This window comes from Antribacter sp. NEAU-D49 (assembly GCF_057158775.1).
Genome location: NZ_JBXTSN010000021.1, coordinates 71,726 through 95,523, shown reverse-complemented (window position 1 = coordinate 95,523; position 23,798 = coordinate 71,726). Strand labels below are relative to the sequence as shown.

The 23,798-nt window shown below is 72.7% G+C and carries 27 protein-coding genes; 11 read left to right on the top strand and 16 right to left on the bottom strand.

Annotation, left to right across the window (positions count from 1 at the left end):
- Nucleotides 1–223 (bottom strand): transposase (locus tag AC060K_RS16275; RefSeq protein WP_483765222.1); only part of this gene is annotated, 223 nt, incomplete at its 3' end.
- 73 nt (nucleotides 224–296) lie between these two features.
- Here AC060K_RS16275 and argG point away from each other — a divergent pair.
- The 3 genes from argG to AC060K_RS16260 all read left to right on the top strand — a co-directional run bounded on the left by argG (nucleotide 297) and on the right by AC060K_RS16260 (nucleotide 3,687).
- A complete protein-coding gene (gene argG, locus AC060K_RS16270; RefSeq protein ID WP_483766449.1) occupies nucleotides 297–1,742 on the top strand; it encodes an argininosuccinate synthase in 1,446 nt (481 codons plus the stop codon).
- Nucleotides 1,743–1,885: 143 nt separating this feature from the next.
- Nucleotides 1,886–3,127 (top strand): NAD(P)/FAD-dependent oxidoreductase, encoded by a 1,242-nt coding sequence (locus AC060K_RS16265; protein ID WP_483766448.1) that lies wholly within the window; start codon nucleotides 1,886–1,888, stop codon nucleotides 3,125–3,127.
- A 194-nt stretch (nucleotides 3,128–3,321) separates the two neighbouring features.
- A complete protein-coding gene (locus AC060K_RS16260) occupies nucleotides 3,322–3,687 on the top strand; it encodes a DUF4870 domain-containing protein (RefSeq protein ID WP_483766447.1) in 366 nt (121 codons plus the stop codon).
- Between the two features lie 67 nt (nucleotides 3,688–3,754).
- Here the strand turns inward: AC060K_RS16260 and AC060K_RS16255 are convergent, their stop codons facing one another.
- Nucleotides 3,755–4,906: a 3-deoxy-7-phosphoheptulonate synthase gene (locus tag AC060K_RS16255; protein WP_483766446.1), complete on the bottom strand. Its 1,152-nt coding sequence runs from the start codon at nucleotides 4,904–4,906 to the stop codon at nucleotides 3,755–3,757.
- A 273-nt stretch (nucleotides 4,907–5,179) separates the two neighbouring features.
- Nucleotides 5,180–5,827 (bottom strand): DedA family protein, encoded by a 648-nt coding sequence (locus tag AC060K_RS16250; protein WP_483766445.1) that lies wholly within the window; start codon nucleotides 5,825–5,827, stop codon nucleotides 5,180–5,182.
- A 129-nt stretch (nucleotides 5,828–5,956) separates the two neighbouring features.
- Here AC060K_RS16250 and AC060K_RS16245 point away from each other — a divergent pair, with 129 nt between their 5' ends.
- From AC060K_RS16245 to AC060K_RS16235, 3 genes are all read left to right on the top strand, one after another.
- Entirely contained in the window at nucleotides 5,957–7,120 is a 1,164-nt protein-coding gene (locus AC060K_RS16245) for a sensor histidine kinase (protein WP_483766444.1), read from the top strand.
- On the top strand, nucleotides 7,111–7,755 hold the full coding sequence (locus AC060K_RS16240) for a response regulator transcription factor (RefSeq protein ID WP_483766443.1): 645 nt from the start codon (nucleotides 7,111–7,113) through the stop codon (nucleotides 7,753–7,755). Before AC060K_RS16245 ends, AC060K_RS16240 begins: the two co-directional genes overlap by 10 nt.
- Before the next feature lie 76 nt (nucleotides 7,756–7,831).
- A complete protein-coding gene (locus AC060K_RS16235) occupies nucleotides 7,832–8,329 on the top strand; it encodes an NUDIX hydrolase (RefSeq protein ID WP_483766442.1) in 498 nt (165 codons plus the stop codon).
- Between the two features lie 28 nt (nucleotides 8,330–8,357).
- On the opposite strand, the gene AC060K_RS16230 is transcribed toward AC060K_RS16235, so the two are convergent.
- The 10 genes from AC060K_RS16230 to AC060K_RS16185 all read right to left on the bottom strand — a co-directional run bounded on the left by AC060K_RS16230 (nucleotide 8,358) and on the right by AC060K_RS16185 (nucleotide 17,169).
- Nucleotides 8,358–9,089, bottom strand: coding sequence for a glutamine amidotransferase (locus AC060K_RS16230; protein WP_483766441.1), 732 nt, complete (start codon nucleotides 9,087–9,089; stop codon nucleotides 8,358–8,360).
- A gap of 35 nt (nucleotides 9,090–9,124) precedes the next feature.
- Nucleotides 9,125–9,898 (bottom strand): ABC transporter permease, encoded by a 774-nt coding sequence (locus AC060K_RS16225; RefSeq protein ID WP_483766440.1) that lies wholly within the window; start codon nucleotides 9,896–9,898, stop codon nucleotides 9,125–9,127.
- A complete protein-coding gene (locus AC060K_RS16220) occupies nucleotides 9,895–10,878 on the bottom strand; it encodes an ABC transporter ATP-binding protein (protein ID WP_483766439.1) in 984 nt (327 codons plus the stop codon). The genes AC060K_RS16225 and AC060K_RS16220 overlap by 4 nt, the downstream gene beginning before the upstream one ends.
- A 25-nt stretch (nucleotides 10,879–10,903) precedes the next feature.
- A complete protein-coding gene (locus tag AC060K_RS16215) occupies nucleotides 10,904–11,638 on the bottom strand; it encodes a hypothetical protein (RefSeq protein ID WP_483766438.1) in 735 nt (244 codons plus the stop codon).
- 10 nt (nucleotides 11,639–11,648) lie between these two features.
- Entirely contained in the window at nucleotides 11,649–12,428 is a 780-nt protein-coding gene (locus AC060K_RS16210; protein WP_483766437.1) for a hypothetical protein, read from the bottom strand.
- Nucleotides 12,425–13,357: an ATP-binding cassette domain-containing protein gene (locus AC060K_RS16205; RefSeq protein WP_483766436.1), complete on the bottom strand. Its 933-nt coding sequence runs from the start codon at nucleotides 13,355–13,357 to the stop codon at nucleotides 12,425–12,427. The genes AC060K_RS16210 and AC060K_RS16205 overlap by 4 nt, the downstream gene beginning before the upstream one ends.
- Nucleotides 13,354–13,734, bottom strand: coding sequence for a GntR family transcriptional regulator (locus AC060K_RS16200; RefSeq protein ID WP_483766435.1), 381 nt, complete (start codon nucleotides 13,732–13,734; stop codon nucleotides 13,354–13,356). The genes AC060K_RS16205 and AC060K_RS16200 overlap by 4 nt, the downstream gene beginning before the upstream one ends.
- A gap of 158 nt (nucleotides 13,735–13,892) precedes the next feature.
- Nucleotides 13,893–14,996, bottom strand: coding sequence for an aspartate-semialdehyde dehydrogenase (locus AC060K_RS16195; RefSeq protein ID WP_483766434.1), 1,104 nt, complete (start codon nucleotides 14,994–14,996; stop codon nucleotides 13,893–13,895).
- A gap of 1 nt (nucleotide 14,997) precedes the next feature.
- The gene (locus AC060K_RS16190; RefSeq protein ID WP_483766433.1) at nucleotides 14,998–16,311 is read right to left on the bottom strand and encodes an aspartate kinase; all 1,314 of its coding nucleotides are present in this window, start codon (nucleotides 16,309–16,311) and stop codon (nucleotides 14,998–15,000) included.
- An 84-nt stretch (nucleotides 16,312–16,395) separates the two neighbouring features.
- Nucleotides 16,396–17,169, bottom strand: coding sequence for a TSUP family transporter (locus AC060K_RS16185; RefSeq protein WP_483766432.1), 774 nt, complete (start codon nucleotides 17,167–17,169; stop codon nucleotides 16,396–16,398).
- A gap of 54 nt (nucleotides 17,170–17,223) precedes the next feature.
- Here AC060K_RS16185 and recR point away from each other — a divergent pair, with 54 nt between their 5' ends.
- A complete protein-coding gene (recR, locus tag AC060K_RS16180; protein ID WP_483766431.1) occupies nucleotides 17,224–17,823 on the top strand; it encodes a recombination mediator RecR in 600 nt (199 codons plus the stop codon).
- Nucleotides 17,824–17,858: 35 nt separating this feature from the next.
- A complete protein-coding gene (locus AC060K_RS16175; RefSeq protein WP_483766430.1) occupies nucleotides 17,859–18,428 on the top strand; it encodes a DUF5063 domain-containing protein in 570 nt (189 codons plus the stop codon).
- 4 nt (nucleotides 18,429–18,432) lie between these two features.
- Here the strand turns inward: AC060K_RS16175 and AC060K_RS16170 are convergent, their stop codons facing one another.
- The 3 genes from AC060K_RS16170 to AC060K_RS16160 all read right to left on the bottom strand — a co-directional run bounded on the left by AC060K_RS16170 (nucleotide 18,433) and on the right by AC060K_RS16160 (nucleotide 21,559).
- Nucleotides 18,433–19,512: an ABC transporter permease gene (locus tag AC060K_RS16170; protein ID WP_483766429.1), complete on the bottom strand. Its 1,080-nt coding sequence runs from the start codon at nucleotides 19,510–19,512 to the stop codon at nucleotides 18,433–18,435.
- Complete coding sequence (locus AC060K_RS16165; RefSeq protein ID WP_483766428.1) at nucleotides 19,509–20,432, bottom strand: ABC transporter ATP-binding protein; 924 nt, start codon at nucleotides 20,430–20,432, stop codon at nucleotides 19,509–19,511. Before AC060K_RS16165 ends, AC060K_RS16170 begins: the two co-directional genes overlap by 4 nt.
- 62 nt (nucleotides 20,433–20,494) lie before the next feature.
- A complete protein-coding gene (locus tag AC060K_RS16160) occupies nucleotides 20,495–21,559 on the bottom strand; it encodes a phosphotransferase family protein (protein WP_483766427.1) in 1,065 nt (354 codons plus the stop codon).
- Between the two features lie 121 nt (nucleotides 21,560–21,680).
- Here AC060K_RS16160 and AC060K_RS16155 point away from each other — a divergent pair, with 121 nt between their 5' ends.
- Genes AC060K_RS16155 through AC060K_RS16145 form a run of 3 tightly spaced genes read left to right on the top strand, consistent with a single transcriptional unit; the run spans nucleotide 21,681 to nucleotide 23,793 of the window.
- On the top strand, nucleotides 21,681–22,064 hold the full coding sequence (locus tag AC060K_RS16155) for a YciI family protein (RefSeq protein WP_483766426.1): 384 nt from the start codon (nucleotides 21,681–21,683) through the stop codon (nucleotides 22,062–22,064).
- Complete coding sequence (locus AC060K_RS16150) at nucleotides 22,061–22,417, top strand: YciI family protein (RefSeq protein ID WP_483766425.1); 357 nt, start codon at nucleotides 22,061–22,063, stop codon at nucleotides 22,415–22,417. Before AC060K_RS16155 ends, AC060K_RS16150 begins: the two co-directional genes overlap by 4 nt.
- A complete protein-coding gene (locus tag AC060K_RS16145) occupies nucleotides 22,414–23,793 on the top strand; it encodes an RNA polymerase sigma factor (protein ID WP_483766424.1) in 1,380 nt (459 codons plus the stop codon). The genes AC060K_RS16150 and AC060K_RS16145 overlap by 4 nt, the downstream gene beginning before the upstream one ends.
- The last annotated feature ends 5 nt before the right edge of the window (nucleotides 23,794–23,798 follow it).

The following is a 23,798-nucleotide window of genomic DNA, read 5'->3' as shown; positions in this document are numbered from 1 at the left end:
ACGGCCCGTACTTCGCAGGCACGTCCCGCCACGGCGTCCCGGCCCGCAGCCGCCACAGAATCCCGTTGATCACCTGCCGGTGATCACGCCACTGCCCGCCACGCCCGGACGAGACCGGCAGCAGCGGCTCGATCCGCGCCCACGCCGCATCCGTCAACTCACCCCGACCAACACCCACAACCCGGACATTACAGAACCAGTGACCAGGCCATTCACAGGACAGGCCCTAGGCCGCGTTCCGGAACCTGTCAGCGGCCACATTGCATACTCATGCGAAAGTCTGCATACTTTCTGCCATGTCCAAGGTCCTCACCTCCCTCCCCGTCGGCGAGCGCGTCGGCCTCGCCTTCTCCGGTGGTCTCGACACGTCGGTGGCGGTCGCGTGGATGCGCGACAAGGGCGCTGTCCCCTGCACGTACACCGCCGACATCGGCCAGTACGACGAGCCCGACATCGCCTCGGTCCCCGGCCGTGCCACCACGTACGGCGCGGAGATCGCGCGCCTCGTGGACTGCCGTGAGGCCCTGGTGGAGGAGGGCCTGGCTGCGCTGACGTGCGGGGCGTTCCACATCCGCTCGGGTGGGCGGGCCTACTTCAACACCACGCCGATCGGTCGCGCCGTTACCGGCACGCTCCTGGTCCGGGCCATGCTCGAGGACGACGTCCAGATCTGGGGTGACGGCTCCACGTTCAAGGGCAACGACATCGAGCGTTTCTACCGCTACGGCCTGCTCGCCAACCCCCACCTGCGGATCTACAAGCCGTGGCTGGATGCCGACTTCGTCACGGAGCTCGGCGGCCGCAAGGAGATGTCCGAGTGGCTGGCCTCGCGTGATCTGCCCTACCGCGACAGCGCGGAGAAGGCGTACTCGACGGACGCCAACATCTGGGGCGCCACGCACGAGGCCAAGACCCTGGAGCACCTGGACACCGGCGTGGAGAGCGTCGAGCCCATCATGGGCGTGCGGTTCTGGGACCCGGCCGTCGAGATCGCCACGGAGGACGTGACGATCGGCTTCGACCAGGGCCGCCCGGTCACGATCAACGGCAAGGAGTTCGCCTCGCCGGTCGATCTGGTGATGGAGGCCAACGCGATCGGCGGGCGCCACGGCCTGGGCATGTCCGACCAGATCGAGAACCGCATCATCGAGGCCAAGAGCCGCGGCATCTACGAGGCGCCCGGCATGGCCCTGCTGCACGTGGTGTACGAGCGCCTGGTCAACGCCATCCACAACGAGGACACCGTCGCTCAGTACCACAACGAGGGCCGCCGCCTCGGCCGGCTGATGTACGAGGGCCGCTGGCTGGACCCGCAGGCCCTCATGGTCCGCGAGTCGCTGCAGCGCTGGGTCGGCGCGGCCGTCACGGGCGAGGTGACTCTGCGGCTGCGGCGCGGCGAGGACTACTCGATCCTCGACACCACGGGTCCCGCCTTCAGCTACCACCCCGACAAGCTCTCCATGGAGCGCACCGAGGACTCGGCGTTCGGCCCGGTGGACCGCATCGGCCAGCTCACGATGCGCAACCTCGACATCGCCGACTCGCGCGCCAAGCTGGAGCAGTACGCGGGCCTGGGTCTCATCGGGGCGGGCGGTCCGGCGATCGGCGCCGCCCAGGCGGCGGCGACCGGGCTCATCGGCAGCATGCCGCAGGGCGGCGCGGAGGCTATCGCCTCCCGCGGCGAGGTGTCGGAGGACGAGGAGATGCTGGACCGCGCCGCGATGGAGGCCGGCACGGACTGACGTCCGGCGCGGAACGGCCTCCAACGACGCCGACCAGCGAGAACGGCAGCTACCGACGACGGCGGCACGGCGGGATACCCGCCCCGGTGCGAAACTGACCGGGGCGGGCACCCGCCCCGAGCCGCCGACGCCGAGGAGACCGGATGACCGCCGACCCGTACGTCCTGCTCGGGGGCGGCCTCGCGACCGCCCGTGCCGCGGAGGCGCTGCGCGACGAGGGCTACGACGGCGACCTCGTCGTCGTGACAGGAGAAGCGCACCGGCCGTACGAGAGGCCGCCGCTCTCCAAGGGCTACCTGCGGGGAGACGACGACCGGGAGTCGGTGTTCCCGCTCGACGAGTCCTGGTACGCGAACCAGGGGGTCGAGGTGCGAACCTCGGTCACCGCGGTCGGTCTCGCCCCCGGCGACCACCGGCTCACGCTGGCCGACGGCAGCGGGCTCACCTACGCCAAGCTCCTCCTCGCCACCGGGTCGACCCCGCGAGCGCTCGACGTACCGGGCATGGACCTCTCCGGAGTGCACTACCTGCGCACCCTGGACGACGCCGACCGGCTGTCGGGGCGGCTACTCGACGCGTCGCTCGAGGGCGCCGGCCGGGTCGCCGTCATCGGCGACGGCTGGATCGGCATGGAGGTAGCGGCGTCCGCCCGGCAGCTGGGCCTGAACGTGACCGTGATCGGGCGGGGCAGCGTGCCGCTCGGCCGCGTCCTCGGGCCCGAGCTCGCCGCGGTCTTCCGCGACCTCCACGAGGAGCAGGACGTGCGGCTGGTGCCTCGGGCCACGGTGGCGGCCCTCTCGCACACCGACGGCTGGGTCACGGGTGTGGACCTGGCCGACGGGTCCCACGTCGGCGCGGACGTCGTCGTGGTGGGGGTCGGCGTCGCGCCGAACGTGGGGCTCGCCGAGGCGGGCGGCCTGACGCTCCGGTCCCCGTCCGAGGGGGGCGGGATCGCCGTGTCGGGCACCCTTGCCACCTCCCACCCGGACGTGTTCGCCGCTGGTGACGTGGCCAGCGTCCCGTCGCCCCACTACGGTCGCCCCCTCCGGGTCGAGCACTGGTCGGCCGCTCAGGAAGGCGGCGCTCACGCCGGGCGCGCGATGCTCGGGGTCGGCGGCGACTATGACCGCCTGCCGTACTTCTACAGCGACCAGTACGACCTGGGGATGGAGTACGTGGGCTGGGTCGACGTCCCCGGTGGCTACGACGACGTGGTGATCTCCGGCTCGCTGGAGAACCGGGAGCTGGTGGCTTTCTGGGTCGCCGACGGCCGGGTCGCCGCGGGCATGGCGGTGAACGTCTGGGAGCAGACCGAGCGCATCGAGGAGCTGATCCGCTCTGGGCGCCAGGTGTCCCGCGACGAGCTCGAAGGATTTACGGCGTAACAGATCTCTGGCACCATTCGGCGGGTGAATCCACGCTCGAGGACTGTCATCACGCTCTTCAGCGCCCTGGGTGCGCTATATGTTCTCGCCGCGGCGATCACCGTGTTCTGAGACGTTCTGCACTCACCCTGTTCACACAGGCCGCGGTTCTCTACGATTCGATCCGTTCGTCAGACCAATCGAAGGAGAATCCGTTGTCCGAGCCCATGCCGGCCGCCGTACCGCCGCAGCCGCTCTCCGATGCCGAGGCCAGGCAGTGGGCAGGACTCGCCCACCTGCTCGGCGGCATCTTCATCCTGATCGCGCCGCTCGTGATCTGGCTCGTCTTCAAGGACCGTAGCGCCTACGTGGACGCCGAGGGCAAGAAGGCCCTCAACTGGTCTCTCTGGGCGACCATCGGCCTCGTCGTGTCGTACGTGTTCCTCAGCTGGATCTTCCTCGGTTTCCTCACAGGTCCGGCCATCCAGGTGATCGCACTGATCTACGGCATCATCAACTTCACTAACGTGAACTCCGGCAAGCCGACCAGCTATCTGGTGAACGCGCCGATCGTGAAGTGATCCGACCGGACCACACCACGGGGCCGCTCACCACACGGTGAGCGGCCCCGTGCCGTTCGACCCGCCGTCAGGACGCGAGCGCCCGCCGCTCCCGCACCGCGGCCGCCAGCTCCCGCAGCAGCGTCTCCGTGGTGTCCCAGTCCATGCACTTGTCGGTCACCGACTGGCCGTAGGTGAGCTCCGCCAGCGGCGCCGGCTTCTGCGCACCCGCCACCAGGAACGACTCCATCATCAGGCCGGTGATCCCCTGCTCCCCCACGGCGAGCCGCTCGGCCACCTCACGCACCACGCCCGCCTGGCGCACGTGGTCCTTGCCCGAGTTTCCGTGCGACGCGTCCACCACCACGCCGGTCTCGACCGCCCCGCCGAGGCCCGAGGTGCGCGCCACGGCGAGGGCGGCCGCGACGTCGTCGGCCCCGTAGTTGGGGCCGCTGCGGCCGCCGCGCAGGATGACGTGGCAGTCGGGGTTGCCGGCCGTGGCCACCGCCGCGGCCCGGCCCTGGGCGTCGGCACCGAAGAACACGTGCTCGCTCGCCGCGGTGACGCAGCCGTCCACGGCGATCTGCACGTCACCGTCGGTGGCGTTCTTGAACCCGACGGGCATCGACAGCCCGGAGGCGAGCTGCCGGTGCACCTGCGACTCCGCGTTGCGTGCGCCGATGGCGCCCCACGTCACGGCGTCCGCGATGTACTGCGGGCTGGTGGGCTCCAGGAACTCGCACGCCGCCGGCACGCCCGCGTCGAGGACGCCGAGCAGCACCTCGCGGGCGAGGCGCAGGCCGTGGTGCACGTCGTGGCTGCCGTCGAGGTGCGGGTCGTTGATGAGACCCTTCCACCCCACGGTGGTGCGGGGCTTCTCGAAGTACACGCGCATGACGGTCAGGAGGTCTCCCGCGAGCTCCTGGCCCAGGGCGGACAGGCGGCGAGCGTAGTCGAGCGCCGCCCGGGCGTCGTGCACCGAACAGGGGCCGACGATCACGAGCAGCCGGTCGTCGTCGCCCGCCAGCACGTCACGCACCTCGCGGCGGGACGTGGTGACGAGGTCGCTCTGCTCGGTGCTGAGCGGCAGCTCGGCGAGGAGGTCCTGCGGCGCGGGGAGGGCGTCGAGGGCGCGGATGCGCAGGTCGGACGTGCGGGCTCGCAGCTCGCCGCGCGACCCGGGCGGGGTGCTCGCGGCGGGATCGGTATCAGCGGGAGTGGCGGCGGCCGTGGGGGTCATGATCAAGGCTCCTGATGAGGTGTGACGGCGGTTCCGGGTACGTGCGGGAAGTCCCAGACGGTGCCGCCACCGCCTCGTGGTCCGGAGCGGCCCGTCTGTTCAAGACGAAGGGCCCGGACACTGTGGTGTCCAAGGCCCAGGTGGCTCCGGTGAAGGTTGGTCAGGCTGACGCCCGCCAGGCTCCACCAGGAGCCGGCGTAAAGCGCCAATACCAACGGTTGATCACGGAGCGACGGTAGCACCCCGTCCCTGGGCCTTGTCCACCGCAGTCCATCATCCGGTCGGCGTGCTCGCGTGCCGCGGCCGGGACCTCCGACGGAGCGCCCCGACCGCCCAGAGCACGACGCCGACCGCGATCGCGCCCACCACGACCTTCTGGAACACGCCCACACCGTCCTCCACCAGGTGCCACCGCTCCCCCAGCAGGTAGCCCGCCCCGACAAGGACTGTGTTCCAGAGCGCACTCCCAAGGGTGGTGAGCGTCACGAACCGCGCCAGCCCCATCCGGGCCACGCCCGCGGGGACCGAGACGAGGCTGCGCACGATCGGCACGAGCCGCCCGATCAGCACCGCGCGGTCACCGTGCCGTTCGAACCACGCCTCGGCCCGGTCGAGGTCCTCCAGCGCGACGAGCGGCATCCGGTCGACCACCCGGCGCAGACGGTCCCTGCCGAGGACCGCCCCCAGCCCGTACAGGGCCAGGGCGCCCACGAGGGATCCGGCGGTCGTCCAGACGAGCACCTCCCACAGCACCAGGTCGCCCCGCGCAGCGGTGAAACCGGCGAGCGGGAGGATCAGCTCGCTCGGGAGCGGCGGGAACAGGTTCTCCGCCGCGATCGCGACACCGGCGCCCGGGGCGCCCAGCGTCTCCATCAGGCCCGTCGCCCACTCGGCGACACGTGAAGTCAGGTCGTTCGTCATGACCACGACGCTAGGGACCCTGCCCTGGAGCGCGGGATGGGCCGAACCGCACGACGAGGGCGGTGACCTGCACAGACCGGTGCGGTTTTCCGCAGTCCGCGCCCGCCCGCCGCTCCCTATCCTGGCCGGGTGACCCCTCGCCCCGACGCCCCCGCCGCACCACTGTGGCGCAGCTCCCCGGCGCGGATGCTGCAGGGCACGCTCCTCGGGACCGCGTCGTGGCCCGCGGACCTCGTCGCCGCGGTCGTCGCCCTGGCTCACCCCGGCGGCCGGTGGCCGGCCGCCCTGGTGCGGTGGCACCGGCGTCGGACCGCCGTCCTCCTCGGGTGGGCCGACCCGGGCACGGCGGTGCGACCGGGCCGCACCGCGGCCTACCTCGCCTGTCGCGTGGGCGTGGGACTGGTCGGCACGGCGGTGCTGGCCATCCTGGCCTACGGGATCTTCGCCGTGGCGGCCGTGCTGCTGTCATGGCTGTTCGACGTCCGGGTCACCGTCTACGACGACGCCTTGGGCGAGGGGCAGGTGACCACCGCGACGGTTCTCGCCCTGCTCGTCCCCGGCCTGGTGCTGCTCTACCTGAACCTCATGGGGCTCCTCGGCGTCGGCCTGCTGGACCGGGCGATCGCCGCGACCTGGCTCGCCCCCTCGCGGAGCGAGCGGCTGGCCGCACAGGTCGCCGACCTCACGGTCAGCCGGGCCGATCTCCTCACCGCCCTCGACGCGGAGCGGTCGCGGATCGAGCGCGACCTGCACGACGGCGTCCAGCAGCGTGCGGTCGCGCTCGGCCTGCTCGTGGGCCGGGCCCGGCGTCTGGCCGACGCCGACGGCCCCGCCCGGCGGCTCCTCGACCAGGCCGCCGCCGAGGCGGACGCGCTGGTCGCGGACCTCCGCGAGGTCGCCTGGCGGGTGCGTCCCACCACCCTGGACACCCACGGCCTGGCTCCCGTGCTGCAGCAGCTCGCCGAGCGCAGCACCCCGCCGGCCACCCTGGTGTGGCCCGGCCCGCGGCGCCTGCCGGCGGCTGTCGAGACCTGCGTCTACTACGTGGTCGCGGAGGCACTGACCAACGTCGGGCGGCACGCCCACGCGTCCGGCGCGGAGATCCGGGTCGCGGTCGGCCCGGCCGAGATGGCGGTCACGGTGTCCGACGACGGCGTGGGCGGCGCCACCGTACGCCCTGGCCACGGTCTCGCCGGGCTGACGGGACGGGTCGCCGCGGCGGGCGGGACCCTGGCCGTCGACAGCCCGCCGGGCGGCCCCACGACCCTGGAGGTGACGCTGCCGTGCGTGTGATGCTGGCGGAAGACTCGACCCTGCTCCGGGAGGGCCTGCGCAGCCTGCTGGCCGACGAGGGGCACGACGTGACGGCGGCCGTGGGCGACGCCCGGGAGCTGCTCGCACGGCTCGCCGTCGACCCTCCGGACGTGGTCTGCGTGGACGTGCGCATGCCGCCCACCCACACGGACGAGGGAGTCCGAGCCGCGGCCGAGATCCGCCGCCGCTGGCCGAAGGTGGGCATCCTGGTCCTGTCGCAGTACGTCGAGCGCGAGTTCACGGCCCAGCTCATGGCCGACGACGCGGCCGGCGTCGGCTACCTGCTCAAGGATCGGGTGATGGCCGTCGACGAGTTCCTCGACGCGCTCGCCCGCGTGCGGCAGGGCGGGCTGGTGCTCGACCCCGAGGTGGTGCGCCAGCTCCTGCGCGACACGTCCCACACCGACCCGCTGGGTCACCTGACGGACCGCGAGCGCGCAGTGCTCGAGCAGATGGCCCAGGGCCGCACGAACGCCGGCGTGGCGCGCGCCCTCCACATCTCCACCTCGGCGGTGGAGAAGCACTCCAACGCCATCTTCGACAAGCTGCGGCTCGCGGCCGACGGCGGCTACAACCGCCGGGTGCTGGCGATCCTGCGCTACCTGGAGACCTGACGCCGGGCCCGCGCCCGGCGCGCGGCGCCCGGCGCGCGCCCGGCCCGCGCCCGGCGCGCGCCGATAGGCTCGCCGCATGCCTGTCCCGGAGTACATCCTCGGCCTGCGCGAGCGGGTCGGTCACGACCTGCTGTGGCTTCCCGGCGTGAACGCCGTCGTGCTGGACGACGACGGTCGTGTGCTCCTGGGCGAGCGCAGCGACAACGGCCGCTGGTCGCTGATCGCGGGGTTCCTGGAGCCGGGCGAGCAGCCCGCGGCCGGGATCGTCCGGGAGGTGCTCGAGGAGACGGGGGTCGCGGTACGGGTGGAGGGCCTGGCCGGCGTCGGGACGAACGACGAGACCGTCTACCCGAACGGCGACCGGGCCCAGTACCTGACGCTCACCTTCTTGTGCCGGCCCGAGTCGCCCGAGGCTGCCGCGGCGCTGCACGTGGCCGACGACGAGTCGCTCGCCGTCGGCTGGTTCGCCCCGGACGACCTGCCGGAGAACCTGGGGCGCAACGTGCGCCACCATCTCGCCCTGGGGCTTCGGCTCGCCGCCGACCCGGCGGCGGGCGCCTGGTTCGCGCCGTAGCCGGACGTGGCTCCGTCCGGCGGCCGGATCAGCGGGCGTACCGCTCCACGAACGTCTTGAGGATCCGGAACGGCTCCGTGACGGACGCCGCGCGGGCCCGGGCCTCGACCGCCTCGGCCTCGCCGGGCGGGAAGTACCCGAACCCCTGGTAGACATCGATCCGCTGGAGGATGCCGTCGAGGTCCAGCTCCGGGTGGAACTGGGTGGCGTACAGGTTCTCCCGCACGCGGAACATCTGGACGGGGCACGCGGCTGAGGTCGCGAGACGCACCGCGCCGGGCGGCAGCGTCCGGACCGCTTCCTTGTGCCCCACGTATGCCTCGAACGTGGCGGGCATCCCGGCGAGCAGCGGGTCGTCCGCGCCCTCGGGCGTGAGCTGGACGGTCACGGGTCCCACGGGCTCGGCGAAGGTGCCGTCGACGACGGCCCCCTGGTGGGCACCGAGCGTGCCCACGCCGTAGCAGGCGCCGAGGAACGGGAAGTCCCTGGCCACGACCTCGTCGAGGAGCCCCGCGACCTCCGCCTCGACCCGCCGCTGGACCGGGCCCCTGCGCTCCGGCGCCTCCGCCACGTTGAACGGGCTGCCGCCGATCAGCACGCCCGAGTAGTCGTCGAGGTCCACCGGCGGGAGCGGGCGGGACTCCAGCCGCACGCGGTGCAGCTCGCGCGGCCGGAGCCCGCCGTACCGGAGGAACGCCTCGTACTCACCGTCGGCCGCGACGTCCTCCGCGCGGGTGGCGAGCAGCAGGAACGGCTTCATGGTCCGAGGGTAAGGGCTGACCCGTCAGCGCGGCCTCAGGTCCACCGGAACAGCTTCACGCCCAGCGGGAAGAGGACGGCGGTCCAGACCACCATCACGACGACCTGCACAGTGGGGAACACCTCTCCCGTCATGACCTCCCCGAGCCAGCCGATGGTCATCCCCTGTGCGGACGCGCCGATCGGCGTGAACTTCGCCAGCGTCTCCAGCCAGTCCGGCATCGCCGGACCGGGCGTCCAGACCCCGCTGACCAGCATCGACGGGAAGTACAGGAGCATGCCGACGCCTGAGGCCGTGGTGCCGCGCGGAGCACGTGCCGAGACCAGCAACCCGAGCGAGTACATCGCGGCCACGCCGAGGACGAAGCTGAGCAGCACCACCCCGGGGTTCTCCGGCAGTGGCACACCGAACGCGAGCATCGCCCCGGCGACGGCAAGCAGTGAAGCAACGAGCACCGCAGCGAGGTTGATCACCAGGTGCACCCCGACGATCGCCTGCGGACGCATCGGGGTGGTCGCCAGCCGGCGTAGCACGCCCTTCTCCCGGAACGTCGCGAAGGTCACCGGGATCACCGTCAGCGCGACGGTAGCGATCGAGAGCGCGAGCACCGTGGGGAGGTAGAAGGACATCGCCGACTCGTCGTTCCACGGGGGCGGCGCGTCCGTCATAGGGCCCCGCAGTCCCGGGATCAGGTAGCCAAACCCGACCAGGAGGACCGCCGGGAAGGCGAGCGCGAAGAACACCGCGACCGGCTCCCGGAGCCAGACCTTTGCCTCCGTGCTGAGCAGAGTGCCGAAACCGCGGTTCACGCCGCCACCTCCTCGGTGGTCTCGTCCTGGTACGTCCGGCCGGTGAACTGGACGAACACGTCCTCGAGCGACCTCGAGACGGTGCGGACGTCCTCGGGCACGAGGTCCTCAGCAGCCAGTGCCTGGACCACCGCGAACAGGACCGTGCGGGTGCCCGTCACCTCGATCTCACTGCCCACGCGGCTGGCCGACTCGACGTCGGCGCCACCCGCTGCGAGCGCCACCAGGACCTCGAGGGCCCGGTCGGTGTGGCTCGGGGAGAAGCGAAGCCGGACAGCTCGGGGTCCGCCGAGCCCGTCGATGAGGTCGGCCGGGGTGCCCTCGGCGACGACCGTGCCGCCGTCGATGATGACGAGCCGGTCGCAGAGGCGCTCGGCCTCGTCCATGAAGTGCGTGACCAGCAGGACCGTCACCCCGCTGTCGCGGACCTTCTCCACGAGGTCCCAGGTCGCGCGCCGTGCGGCGGGGTCGAGGCCTGTGGTGAGCTCGTCGAGGATGGCGACCTCCGGGTTGCCCACGAGGGCGAGCGCGATGGACAGCCTCTGCTTCTGCCCGCCGGAGAGGTTGGCGAACTGGACGCCTCGATGCTCGGCGAGGTCGAGGAGGCGGAGCAGCTCCTCCACGTCGGCGGGGCGTTGGTAGAACGCCGCGAACTGCCGCATGGCCTCGTCGACGGTGATCTTGTCGTGCAGCGCCGACTCCTGGAGCTGGACGCCGACGCTCTCCCGGATCGACGCGGGGTCGGTCTGCGGGTCGCGTCCGAGCACGCGGATGTCGCCGGCGTCGGCGCCACGCAGGCCTGCGACGCACTCGACCGTGGTGGTCTTTCCGGCGCCGTTGGGACCGAGGATGCCGAAGATCTCGCCGCGGGCCACGGTGAACGAGACGTCATCGACCGCGATCTTGGTCGTTCCGCCAGGTCCTGGGTAGGTCTTGCGCAGGTGACGCACGTCGACGACGGGCGGTGTGGGGTCTGTCATGGGTGCACTCCTCCTCGGGAGCTGCCTATCGAGCCGGGCTGATGGGGATGTCGCGGACGAGCAGGTGGAGCAGCAGTGCGGCGGCAGCGAAAGCTGCCGCGGTGACGGCGGCGGTCAGCAGCGCGCCGGGGAGACCGCCCGGGACTGCGCTGTGGAAGGCTTCGCCGAGGTTGCCCGAACCGCGTCCCACGTCGGCCAGGGCCACTGGGACAAGCGCCGGGACGAGCAGTGCCGAGCCCCACAAGCCGCCGAGCCGGCGGTACCCGGCGGCGACGGCGACACCCACGAGCAGGTAGGCGCCGACGGTCAGTGCCTCGCCGACGAGCGTGGTGGCCATCCCCGGGCCGGTGATCCGTGCCGCGGGCCTGGCCCCGCTCAGCGCCGGCAGCACCAGGAACCGCTCGGCGAGCAGGAGCACGAAGGTGACGACGCCGAAGGCCGCGCCGACGGACCAGGCTGCCCGCACCGTGCCCCGCACGAACGACCCACGGGTGCCACCCGCCGCCACGTGGGGGGCGAGCAGGGAGAGCGGGACGAGCAGGCCCAGCACGACGGCGAACCATCGCGCTCCGTCGACCACCGGCATCAGGGAGCCGCTGTCGAGCGTCCCGGACCGGAGCCGGACCACCGTGATTCCGACGGTCACGATCAGGATGGTCGCCCAGAGCCCCGCGCTCAGGACCAGGAGCGGCGCGGCGACGAACTGCTCGACGACCTTCTCAGGGCGGCGCCGGGCCGTGGAGTGATCCGTCTCGGGCATGGTGTCCCCCTCAGCCCTGGACCGGTCGCGGGGTCGCACCGCGGATCAGCTGGTGGAGGGCGGCCAGTGCGGCGGCGAGGCCGGCGAGGGCGAGGACCACCCCGAGCAGGGCGCCGGGGAGCCCGTCGGGAATGACCCCCTCGAGCAGCCACCCGAAGGTGCCACGGCCCGACCCCAGCTCCGCAACTGCGAGGGGCAGGCAGCCGACCACGGGGGCGAGGACCGCCACCGGGACGACGGCTACGGAAGGCAGGGAGGCACGGGACCACTCGGCGAGGCGGAGGTAGAAGAACCCCACCGCCGCGCCGGTGACGAAGTAGGTGGCGTGCGTGAAGCCCTCGGCAACGAGCACCCGTCCGGCCTCGGGCACGAGCCCGGAGTCCCCGCCGGTCCACGACTCGCCGAGCGCGTCGAGCACGAGCCGCTCCACGACCTGGAGGACCGCGACGGCGACCGCGAAGACGAACCCGCAGAACACCGCGGCCCGGGCGGCGCCGTCCGCGAGGCTCCGGCGCGTGCCGCCGGCCGCCAGGTGGAGCGGGAGGTAGGCCAGCGGCATGATGATGCCGAGGACGAACAGGAACCAGCGTGGCGCCGTCGTCGTGTGGATGATCGTGGTGCCCTCGACATCGCCCAGGACCTGCAGCGTGATCAGCACCGCCGCGACGACGATCATGATCCCCCAGAACCAGAGGCCGACCACGAGCGTCCCGCCGGCCAGGGCGTTCTCCGCCGCCTTCGCCGCGCGGCGGTGCGCCACCGCGGCCTGCTCGTCCAGTGCCGTGCTCATCGGGCCACCTCCTCGGCACCGGTACGGCGGGTCAGGTGCACGAACAGGTCCTGCAGGGGGACTGCCCCCGTGCTGACCCCGGCCGCCTGCGCGGCCTCCCGTCGTGACGCGTCCAGCGCGCCGTCCACCGTCACCTCGACGGTGGGGCCGAGCTGCTGCCGGTTCAGCACCGTCAGCCCGTCGGTCACGGAGTCGACGGCGGGGGCCGGGCCGGTGAATCGCACTCCGCGGGCCCGGACGGCGTCGGCGGACTCGGCGAGGAGCACCCGGCCGCGGTCGAGGATCACGACGTCCTCGAACAGCCGCTCCACCTCCTCGACCAGGTGGCTCGACAGGAGGATGGTGCGCGGGTGCGCGGCGTAGTCGGTGAGGAGCTCCTCGTAGAACGCGTACCGCGTGGGCGCGTCCATGCCGAGATAGACCTCGTCGAAGATCGTCAGCGGGGCACGGGACGCGAGCCCGACGACAGCCCCCACGACCGACCGCTTGCCGCGGGACAGCGCCGAGGGCTTGGACTTCTCGTCCACCTCGAAGAGGTCGAGCAGGCGGGACGCGAGGTCGGCGTCCCAGCCGGGCCGCAGGCTCGCGTAGTACTTGAAGGTCTCCTTGACCGCCTCGTCCGTGAGCACGTCACCGCCCTCGCGGACGAGCTGCACCGCAGAGGTCACGGCGGGGTTCTCCCACGGGTCGGCCTCCGATCCCTCGGTGCCCACCAGCACCGATCCCGAGGTGGGCCGCCGGAAGGCGGCGAGCAGCGAGAGGAGCGTGGTCTTCCCTGCACCGTTGCGGCCCAGCAGGCCGGTGATCACGCCGGGGCGGATCGTGAGGGAGACCTGGTCGAGCGCCGGAGCCACGGGCGCTGCCGCCCGGGACCGGTTCGCGAAGCGCACGGTCACGTCCTGGAGCCGCGCTCCGAAGGGCGTGCTCATGGGTGTACCTCCACAGTCGTCTGGGGGCCGCGGCCCCATACGTAGTCGACGATCGCCTCTCGCGGGATCGACAACAGGTCTGCCTGGACGAGCGCCGGCCCCAGCACGTCCTCGAAGTAGCGCGTGCGGAACTGCTCCAGGAGCTTGTCCCGCGCACCGGGAGCCACGAACATGCCGAGACCCCGCCGCTTGTAGAGCACGCCCTCGTCGACGAGCTGGGCGAACGCCTTCTGAGCGGTCGCCGGATTGATGCGGAAGGTCGTGGCGAACTGCGTGGTGGACATGACTTGCTCCTCCTCGGCCAGCTCGCCCGCAAGCACCTGCGCGCGGATCATCTGGGCGATCTGCACATAGATGGGTTCGGGTCCGTCGAACACGCGGCCTCCCCCTGGGTTCGGTGGTTCATTACTCGACTAATGAACCACAGACCCGGGTCGCCACGCAACCCCCAAAACGGCTGTGGGTATGGATACGGCGTGAATCCAGGCTCGGATTCACGCCGTATCCATACCCACAGCGGGACAGCGGGGACGCGTCACTCCGCGTCGGCGGCCTCCAGCACGCTCAGCTCCGCAAGGTCCGCGGCCACGAGCTCCGCGATCTGCACGGCGTTGAGCGCCGCGCCCTTGCGCAGGTTGTCGTTCGACACGAAGAACACCAGTCCGCGCCCGTCGGGCACCGACTGGTCCGTGCGGATGCGGCCCACGAACGAGGGGTCGGCACCGGCCGCCTGCAGCGGGTTGGGCACGTCCGCGAGCGCCACGCCGGGCGCACCCTCCAGCAGCGCGCGGGCCTCCTCGGGCGAGATCGCCCGCGCGAACTCGGCGTGGATCGCCAGCGAGTGGCCCGTGAACACGGGCACGCGCACGCACGTGCCGGCCACGGCCAGCGACGGCAGGCCCAGGATCTTGCGGGACTCGTTGCGGAGCTTCTGCTCCTCGTCGGTCTCGCCCGACCCGTCATCCACGAGCGAGCCGGCCAGCGGCAGCACGTTGAAGGCGATGGGTGCCACGTACTTGACGGGGTCGGGGAAGGCGACCGCCCTGCCGTCGTGCACCAGGCCGCCCAGCGTGTCCTGGCCGACGGCGGCGCGGACCTGGCCCTCGAGCTCCTCCGCCCCCGCGAGACCGGACCCGGAGACCGCCTGGTAGGTGGCCACCTTCAGGCGCTCGAGGCCCGCCGCGTCGGCGAGGGGCTTCAGCACGGGCATCGCGGCCATGGTGGTGCAGTTGGGGTTGGCGACGATGCCCTTGACCGCGTCGCCGATCGCCTCCGGGTTGACCTCCGCGACCACGAGCGGAACCTCGGGGTCGAGCCGCCAGGCCGACGAGTTGTCGACGACGACGGCGCCCGCCTCCGCAAAACGCGGCGCGTGCTCGCGGGACGTGGACCCGCCCGCGGAGAACAGGGCGATGTCGATGTCGGCGAGGTCGTCGGTGGCCACGGCCGCCGTGTCCTCGACCGGCACGTCGACCCCCGCGAACGGGAGCGTGGTCCCGGCGGAGCGGGCCGACGCGAAGAACCGGACGGACGCCACGGGGAACTCGCGCTCCTCCAGCAGGCGGCGCATGACGGCGCCCACCTGACCGGTCGCGCCCACGACCGCCACGTTGACCCCGACGGGGTTCACCTCGACCATGTCAGCGCCCCGTTCCCGCGTAGACGACGGCCTCGCCGTCGGTGGCGTCGAGCCCGAAGGCGCTGTGGACGGCGCGCACGGCGTCGTCGAGCGAGTCCTCGCGGGTCACGACCGAGATGCGGATCTCCGAGGTGGAGATCATCTCGATGTTGATGCCGGCGTCGCGCAGCGCGCCGAAGAGCCGGGCCGAGACGCCCGGGTGCGACCGCATGCCGGCGCCCACGAGCGACAGCTTGCCGATCTGGTCGTCGTACTGCAGCGACGCGAAGCCGATCTCGGCCTGCACGCCGGCGAGCGCGGCCATGGTGGCCGGGCCGTCGCCGTCGGGCAGGGTGAACGAGATGTCGGTGAGGCCGGTCGCGGCCGCCGACACGTTCTGGACGATCATGTCGATGTTGGCGCCGGCACCGGCGACGACCTCGAAGATGCGCGCTGCGGTGCCCGGCACGTCCGGGACGCCGACGACGGTGATCTTGGACTCCGACCGGTCGTGCGCCACGCCGGAGATGATGGGGGCTTCCACTGCTGCTTCCTCCTGGGGAGCGGGGGCGGGGACGCCGGGCACCGGCGTGCGGGTGGCCTCGGCGGCCGTGACGAGCGTGCCGGACACGGCGCTGAACGAGCTGCGCACGTGCACCGGGACGCCGTAGCGCCGCGCGTACTCCACGCTGCGCAGGGCCAGCACCTTGGCGCCGCTGGCCGCCAGCTCCAGCATCTCCTCGTAGGTGACGCGCTCGATCTTGCGGGCGGCGGGGACGATGCGCGGGTCGGCCGTGAACACGCCGTCCACGTCGGTGTAGATCTCGCAGACGTCGGCGCCCAGGCCCGCGGCGAGCGCCACGGCCGTGGTGTCGGAGCCGCCGCGACCGAGGGTGGTGACGTCGTTGGTCTCCGACGTGACGCCCTGGAAGCCGGCGACGATCGCCACCTGGCCCTTCTCGATGGTCTCGCGGATGCGGTGTGGCACCACGTCCACGATCCGGGCCCGGCCGTGCACCGCGTCGGTCATGACACCGGCCTGCTGGCCCGTGAACGACTTGGCCTTGACCCCGAGGTTGTTGATCGCCATCGCCAGGAGCGCCATGGAGATGCGCTCGCCCGCCGTGAGGAGGATGTCGAGCTCCCGCTGCGGCGGGAGGGGGGTGATCTGCTGCGCGAGGTCGAGGAGCTCGTCGGTGGTGTCGCCCATGGCGGAGACCACCACCACGACGTCGTTGCCCGCCCGCTTGGCCTCGGCGATCCGCTTGGCGACCCGCTTGACGCTGTGCGCGTCGGCCACCGAGGATCCGCCGTACTTCTGCACGACAAGTGCCATGCTCGCTACCAATCTGTCGCCGGCCTCCGTCTCTCTCAACGGCCCGCCGGGTGCGTGTGCTTGCCCGTCGATGGTACGACCCGCTCAGCGCGTCAGGACATCCCATCCCAGCCTGCAGACGAGCGCGGTCACGACCAGCACGAACACCACGCGCACGAAGCGCGAGCCCCGCGCCACCGCCATGCGGGCGCCGATGTACGCCCCCACCAGGTTGGCCACCCCCAGGCCGAGGCCGAGCCCCCAGATGACGGCGCCGCTCGGCACGAAGAAGATGAGCGCGCCCGCGTTGGTGGCGAAGTTCACGATCTTGGCGATGGCCGACGCCGGCAGGAACGAGTACCCGAGGACGCTCACCAGGGAGATGACGAGGAAGGTGCCGGTCCCCGGCCCGAGCAGCCCGTCGTAGGAGCCGATGACGAGGCCGATGGCTGCCGCGATCCGCTTGTGGCCGTTGCCCACCCAGCGCAGGTCGTCGTGGGAGCCGACGCTCGGCTTGAACAGCGTCCACAGCAGCACGCCGACGAGGACCACGAGGATGATCGGCGTGAAGAGGTCGGCCGGGATGCGCGATGCGAGCGCGGCCCCGCCAACGGCGCCCGCGAGGGCGGTGACCGCCATCGGGGCCGCGGTGCGCAGGTCGGGCTGCACCCGCCGGTAATAGGTGATGGCGCTGGTGGAGGTGCCCATGATGCTGCCGAGCTTGTTGGTCGCGAGGGCCTGGACCGGCGTGATCCCGGGAACCAGGAGGAGCGCGGGCAGCTGGATGAGCCCGCCCCCGCCCACCACGGCGTCGACCCAGCCGGCAGTGAGGCCGGCGAGGAGAAGGAGGACGATGGTCAGGACGTCGAGCTCGAGCACAGGGGCATCCTCCCCCACGCACGCCTGTGGGTGACGGCCCGTAGGCTGGGGGCCGTGTACGAAGGCGCGGTCCAGGACCTGATCGACGAGCTCGGCCGGCTACCCGGCGTGGGCCCCAAGAGCGCGCAGCGGATCGCGTTCCACCTGCTCGCCGCGGAGGGCCATGAGGTCAAGCGCCTCGTGGACGCGCTGACCGAGGTCAAGGCGCGGGTCCGGTTCTGCGAGCTGTGCGGCAACGTGGCCGAGGCCGAGCGGTGCCGCATCTGCGCGGACCCGCGGCGCAGCGACGAGGTCATCTGCGTGGTCGAGGAGCCCAAGGACGTGGTGGCCGTGGAGCGCACCCGCGAGTTCCGCGGGAGGTACCACGTGCTCGGCGGCGCCATCAACCCGATGGAGAACGTGGGCCCCGACGACCTGCGCATCAAGGAGCTGCTGACCCGCCTCGCCGACGGCGCCGTCAAGGAGGTCATCCTCGCGATGGACCCCAATGTCGAGGGCGAGGCGACGGCGACCTATCTTGCCCGCCTCATCGGGCCCATCGGTATCACAGTCTCGAGGCTGGCCTCCGGCCTGCCGGTCGGGGGAGACTTGGAGTACGCGGACGAGGTCACGCTCGGCCGGGCGTTCGAGGGACGCCGGGTCGTCGGCAGCTGACCGGCGCGCACACGACGACGGGCAGGGTGGTCCAGGTGAGCGAGATCGCAGCAGGCTCCGACCTCAGGGAGGTCGCGGACCAGGTGTCCGGGCAGGCGCGCACGTTCCTGAGCACCGTGACGCAGGTCGCGGCGGGCGCGCTCCCGGGGGCGGAGCTGCCGCTCCTGATCCTCGCCACGTCCGACCTGCTGTCTGCCGGGGCGCGCCTCGCCGCGATCGTCGACGTGGTGCCGCTGGAGCGGTTCGAGCCCGACGCCGGCCCGGACACCGACATGGACCCGCTGCGCGAGGCGCTGGGCAAGATGTTCGACGGGTTCGACGAGTACTCCGAGGTGGTCGACCCGGTGCTCGGCCCGGACGTCGAGAGCACCACCCTGTCCGGAGAGCTCGCCTGCGTTGCCGAGGCGGTGGCCAAGGGCCTGCAGCACTTCGACGGCGGGCACGAGCTCGAGGCCCTGTGGTGGTGGCAGTTCTCCTACTTCTCGCTGTGGGGCGAGCGCGCCGCGTCGGCCCTCCGCGTGCTCCAGGCGGTCCTGGCGCACCTGCGCCTCGACGTGGAGGACGACGTCGCCACCGAGGCGGAGTACGACGCCCTCCACGCCTGACGTCCTAGGCGACCCGCGTGCCCTGCGGGAGCACCCGCTGCGGGGTGCGCAGGCGGTTCACGGCCACCACGACCGCACCGCCGGCGAGCAGGAGCTGCAGCCCGAGGCCCCACGGCCACACCATCGCGTCGGTGGGCTCGACCTCCTCGACGGGTGAGTCGGCGGCAGACGCGCCCCAGCACCAGTCCTGCTCGGGGGACGGCCCCGTCCGGGCGTACCGCACCCCGTACTGAAGCATCTGCAGCATGTTCCCGGACTCACCGATCTCGTCGGGATCACCGAGCGGCTGCGCGTCCGCGACCACGACGAACGGGTTGGGAGCGAGGAGCCACCAGGTGCGCTCGCTGTGCCACACGTCGATCGTCTGGGTCTGCCACTCGCAGTCCGACGGGGCCGAGTCGGTCTCCCACCCCTCGTCGGTCACGGTCCACACCCGCACCTGCTCCGGCGTGGTCGTCAGCGGGACCATCAACCCGAACACCACCGGCAGCACCACCGTCAGCGAGCCGATGGTCAGATAGGTCAGCACCGCCGACCCGGACGTCTTGGCGACCAGTGCCGAGAAGCCGAGGCCGATCGCGCAGACCACCCCCAGGACGACCGTCAGCACGAGCAGCGTCGTCACGATGGAGAGGGGCTCCACGCCCCCGGCAATCACCGCCCACACGATGAACGGCACGCTCGCCACGAGGAACGCCAGCGCGGCGGCCCACGCGGCGAGCAGCTTGCCGAGCACGATCTCCGCCGGGGTGAGCAGCGTGACCTGGAGGGTGGCCAGCGTGCCCGCGTTCCGGTCGCCGTTGATGGACGCGGCCGTGAGGGTGGGCGCGACGAGGAGCCCGAGGAACAGCACGAAGAACACGACGATGCCGAAGATCAGCCCGCCGGGTTCGTCGTTCCCGCCGCCGATCGCCGGGATCGCGCCCGTGGCGAGCACGGTGATGCCGCCCACCGCGACGAACCACACGGCGAGCGCGATCTTCCACCGGGTGGACCGGAGCCGCTGCCGGAGCTCGAGCTGGGCGACGGTCCGCAGTCCGTGCCAGGTGAGCGACCAGGTGCCGCGAGTGGTCTCCACGTTCATCGCCGCTCCTCCTCGAGGGCCAGGTAGGCCTGTTCCAGCACGCCGCCCGCAGGGGCGAGGCTCACGACGGGCACCTCGGCGGCGACGGCGTCACGCAGGAGCGCGGCCGCTGCCGCGTCGCCGGCCAGGCTCACGAGGACCGCCCCGCCGTCCTCCGTGCGGTACGCCAGGCCCGCGCTGTCGAGCCAGGTGGTCAGCGGTACCGGGTCCAGCGCCGTGAGGCGCCACTCCCGGGCCTCGCCGGCCGCGCCGGTCACGGACTGGGTGGCGACCGTGCGCCCGCCAGAGATGAACACGGCGTCGTCGGCCATCTCGTCAAGCTCGGTCAGCACGTGCGACGACACCAGCACCGTCTTGCCCGACGCCGCAAGCTGCCGCACCAGGACCCGCAGGTCCACGCGGGACCGCGGGTCCAGGCCCGACGCCGGCTCGTCCAGGAGCAGCACCTCGGGGTCGTGCACCAGCGCCCGGGCCAGCCCGAGCCGCTGCTTCTGGCCGCGGGACAGCACGTGGGCCGGCGCGTCGGCGAGGTCGCCGAGGTGCACGAGCGTCAGCAGCTCCGCCGCCCGCGCCTCACCCGCGGCTCGGTCCATCCGGTACGCGGCGGCCACCGTGGTGAGCACCTCGCGCGCCGTCAGGGAGTCCCAGGTGCCGAACACGTCGGGCATCCAGCCCGTGCGCGACCGCGCCGCGTAGCTCTCCGTCACCGGGTCGAACCCGGCGATCCGGATGCTCCCCGCGTCGGGCTGCAACAGCCCCGCGAGCATGAGCAGAAGGGTCGTCTTGCCCGACCCGTTGGGCCCGATCAGCGCGGTGACGCGACCTGGTTCAGCGACCAGGCCCACGTCAGCCACGGCCTGAACGCTGCCGAACGCACGCCGCACGCCCTGCGTGCGGATCCCACCACCCTCGGTGACCATGCGGCGAGCGTATCCGTCACCGCCCACGCCCCCGTCAGCCCACGGGATGATCTTGGCCCAGGTCAGACGCCCAGCAAGGTCAGCTCCTCGTCGAGGAGCCGCGTGAGGTGATCCCGGCGCCCCTCGTGCCCCGCCCCGTCCATCCCGCGGCTGGGCATCTCGACGATCATCAGCACGTACAGCCACACGCGGTACAGCGCGAGCCGGGTGCGCGCCTGCGTGTCCAGCGCCAGCGGCACCCCGGCCACCTGGGCGTACCCCGCGAGCAGCGGGTGGTCCGGCTCCTCCTCGATCCGCCGGAAGAGCACCGGGGAGACGAGATCGACCAGCGGGTCGCCGAACAGGTAGCGCTCCCCGTCCACGAGCCCGGACATCCGCTGCTCGACGACGGCGCCGTCGTCGCCCCCGTCGCCGGGGACCGCCAGGACGTTCCCGTCCCACAGGTCGAAATGCAGCAGGGCCGGCCGGTCCACCGGGTCCAGCACGGGGCCGTGCCGGTCGAGCGCCGCTCGGACCCGTCGCTCGGCGACGTGAGCCGACGGGAGACCCCACGCCTCGGCGTCGGACAGCAAGGAGCCGACGATCCCGACGAACGCCTCCCGCCAGGTGGTGCCGTGCGGGCGCGCACCGCTGTAGCCGAACCGGTCGCCGGTGATGCGGTGGACCGCCGCGAGCGCGGCGCCCACGTCGCGCCGGACGGGCGCCGTGGCGTCCGCGGGCAGGTCGGTGAGCGGCGTGCCCGGAAGGAAGGTCGTGAGCACCCAGTCCGCGCCCGTCTCCGGCGTCCCCTTCGCGGACCCGCGCGCCAGGACGCGCGGCACCGGTACCTCCGGCGCGCCCGCCGCGACGAGGCGGAGATAGTCCGCCTCCGCGGCGACCAGGCCGGCCTCGTAGGTGAGCAGCCGGGTGCCGGGCGGCGGCCCCACCTTCAGCACGAGGGCCGACGACGGCTCGGCGCCGGGCACCGCGACCGGCTCGCCCAGGTCCGCACGCCACACCGCCGCGAACCCGCCGCCGGCGAGCTCGGTGCATCGCACCACCTCGGCACCGGCGGTCTCCCCGACGGCTCTGCTGACGAGGCGGGCAACCTGCTCCGGCCGGAGGTCCTGCTGTGTGGGGCTGCGCACCGGCCCATCCTGCCTTCCCGCCGCGGGTGAGCGGAAGTTCGGGTCCTGCTGTCGATTTTCCGGGCGTCACGCGTCATCGTGGTGAGGGCCGACCGGTCCTCAGGTCCACCGAGGAGGAACCATGACCGAGTACGTGATCCTGCTGCCGGGGAACGAGCAGCCGTGGCTGGAGGCCACCCCTGAGCAGCGTGCCGAGGTCTACGGCCGGCACACCGAGTTCTCCCGCACGCTCGCGGAGCGCGGGCACACCATCACGGGAGGGGCGGAGCTGGCGCCGTCGTCGCAGGCCAAGGTAGTCCGCGGCGACGGGACCATCACCGACGGTCCCTACGCGGAGACCGTGGAGCAGCTCACCGGGTTCTACGTCGTCGAGACGGACGACCTGGACGACCTGCTGCGGATCTGTGCCCTGGTCGCCGGCCCGGACGGCGTCGAGGTGCGGGAGTGCCTGCGGGGCGACCAGACGACGGAGGACGCGGGCCAGGCGGCGGGCGCCACCGCATGAAGTACCTGCTCCTGCTCGCTGAGGACCCCGCCGTCTGGGAGAGCGCCTCCGACGACGCGGTGCTCGAGTACCACCGCGCCCACATGGCGTTCCACCGGGCGGTGCGGGAGCGAGGGACGCTCATCGTGTCGGAGGCGCTCGCCGGTGTGGAGTCCGCGACCACCGTGCGCCACGTCGACGGGAACGTGACCCTGACCGACGGCCCGTTCGCCGAGACGGTGGAGCACGTCGCCGGGTTCTACCTCATCGACGCGCCCGACCTGGACGCGGTCACGGAGGCCTGCGCCCTCCTGCCGCCGTCGTACGCGATCGAGATCCGTCCGGTCGTGACGATCGAGGTCTCCGACGGGTGACAACCCTCGAGACCGCCTTCCGCGACCAGTGGGGCCGGCTCCTGGCCCTGCTGGTCGCGCGGTACCGGCGCCTCGACCTGGCCGAGGACGGCCTCGCCGACGCCTTCGAGGCCGCTGCCCGCACGTGGCCCGACGGCGCGCCCGCCAACCCGGCGGCCTGGCTCCTCACGGCCGCCCGGCGCCGCATCCTCGACCGGCTGCGTGCGGAGGCGGTCGCCGCCCGTAAGGAGCCGCTGCTCGTGGTCGACGAGGAGCTGCGCCTGAGTGCGCAGCAGGCCATGGCCGACCCGGTGCACCTGGGTGGCCCGACCGCCGTCGGGCCGCAGGTGGACCCCGACGACGCGGCCCTGCTGCGGCTGGTGCTGCTCTGCGCGCACCCGTCGCTGGCTCCGGAAGCCGCCGCGGCCCTGTCCCTGCGGCTCGTGCTCGGCGTGCCGACGGCCGAGGTGGCGCGTCTCTTCCTCGTGCCCGAGCCCACGATGGCCGCCCGGCTCACCCGGGCGAAGCGTCGCCTCGCCGCCGTGGGGGCGCCCCTCGCGATCCCCGCGCCCGAACGGCTGGGAGAGCGGGTCGCGGTGGTGGCGTCGGTCGCGTACCTGGCATTCACCGCGGGCTACGCGCCGGGCACGGGGGACGAGGTGGTGCGGGCGTCGCTCGCCGAGCCGGCCGTCCGGCTGGTGCAGGTGGTCCGGACACTGCTGCCCGGGCGGCCCGTGCTGGACGCGCTGCTCGCGCTCGTCCTGTTGCAGCACGCCCGTCGCGGCGCGCGCACAGGGGCCGACGGCGAGCCCGTGCTCCTCCCCGACCAGGACCGGGACCTCTGGCGGCACGACGAGATCGCGGAGGCGCTGGACCTGCTGACGCCGCTGGTCGAGCGGGAGGCGGAGATGTTCGGGGCTGGGGGCGGCGGCTCGGGTGCTGATGGTGTCGGCTCGGGTGCGGGCGGCGGCGCGGGCGCGGGCGCTGATGGTGCGCGCGAGGCGCGGCTCGCGCGGGAGTACTTTCTCCAGGCGCTGGTGGCGGCGGAGCACGCCGTCGCGCCCACGGCGGCGGCGACGAGGTGGGACCGTATCACCGCCGCGTACGCGGAGCTGGAGTCCTTGACCGGGTCGCCGGTGGTACGGCTGAACCGCGCGGTCGCCGTGGCGGAGGCGTCGGGCGCGGAGGCGTCGGGCGCGGAGGCGTCGGGCGCGGAGGCCGGGCTCGACGACCTGCTCCCCCGGTCCCACCGGCTGCCTTCGGTGCGGGCTGAGCTGCTCACACGGGTCGGGAAGGTCATCGAGGCGCGCGCTCAGTATGACCGGGCCCTGGAGCTGTGCGGCAACGAGCGTGAGCGGGCCCAGCTGACGGCGCGGCGGGACGCGTTGCGCAGGTGACCCGG

Bases quoted from the DNA above. Each gene is read 5' to 3' on its own strand.
- argG (WP_483766449.1), top strand. From the start codon at position 297: ATGTCCAAGGTCCTCACCTCCCTCCCCGTCGGCGAGCGCGTCGGCCTC.
- AC060K_RS16265 (WP_483766448.1), top strand. From the start codon at position 1,886: ATGACCGCCGACCCGTACGTCCTGCTCGGGGGCGGCCTCGCGACCGCC.
- AC060K_RS16255 (WP_483766446.1), bottom strand. From the start codon at position 4,906: ATGACCCCCACGGCCGCCGCCACTCCCGCTGATACCGATCCCGCCGCG.
- AC060K_RS16250 (WP_483766445.1), bottom strand. From the start codon at position 5,827: ATGACGAACGACCTGACTTCACGTGTCGCCGAGTGGGCGACGGGCCTG.
- AC060K_RS16235 (WP_483766442.1), top strand. From the start codon at position 7,832: ATGCCTGTCCCGGAGTACATCCTCGGCCTGCGCGAGCGGGTCGGTCAC.
- AC060K_RS16230 (WP_483766441.1), bottom strand. From the start codon at position 9,089: ATGAAGCCGTTCCTGCTGCTCGCCACCCGCGCGGAGGACGTCGCGGCC.
- AC060K_RS16220 (WP_483766439.1), bottom strand. From the start codon at position 10,878: ATGACAGACCCCACACCGCCCGTCGTCGACGTGCGTCACCTGCGCAAG.
- AC060K_RS16215 (WP_483766438.1), bottom strand. From the start codon at position 11,638: ATGCCCGAGACGGATCACTCCACGGCCCGGCGCCGCCCTGAGAAGGTC.
- AC060K_RS16210 (WP_483766437.1), bottom strand. From the start codon at position 12,428: ATGAGCACGGCACTGGACGAGCAGGCCGCGGTGGCGCACCGCCGCGCG.
- AC060K_RS16205 (WP_483766436.1), bottom strand. From the start codon at position 13,357: ATGAGCACGCCCTTCGGAGCGCGGCTCCAGGACGTGACCGTGCGCTTC.
- AC060K_RS16195 (WP_483766434.1), bottom strand. From the start codon at position 14,996: ATGGTCGAGGTGAACCCCGTCGGGGTCAACGTGGCGGTCGTGGGCGCG.
- AC060K_RS16190 (WP_483766433.1), bottom strand. From the start codon at position 16,311: ATGGCACTTGTCGTGCAGAAGTACGGCGGATCCTCGGTGGCCGACGCG.
- AC060K_RS16170 (WP_483766429.1), bottom strand. From the start codon at position 19,512: ATGAACGTGGAGACCACTCGCGGCACCTGGTCGCTCACCTGGCACGGA.
- AC060K_RS16165 (WP_483766428.1), bottom strand. From the start codon at position 20,432: ATGGTCACCGAGGGTGGTGGGATCCGCACGCAGGGCGTGCGGCGTGCG.
- AC060K_RS16155 (WP_483766426.1), top strand. From the start codon at position 21,681: ATGACCGAGTACGTGATCCTGCTGCCGGGGAACGAGCAGCCGTGGCTG.
- AC060K_RS16150 (WP_483766425.1), top strand. From the start codon at position 22,061: ATGAAGTACCTGCTCCTGCTCGCTGAGGACCCCGCCGTCTGGGAGAGC.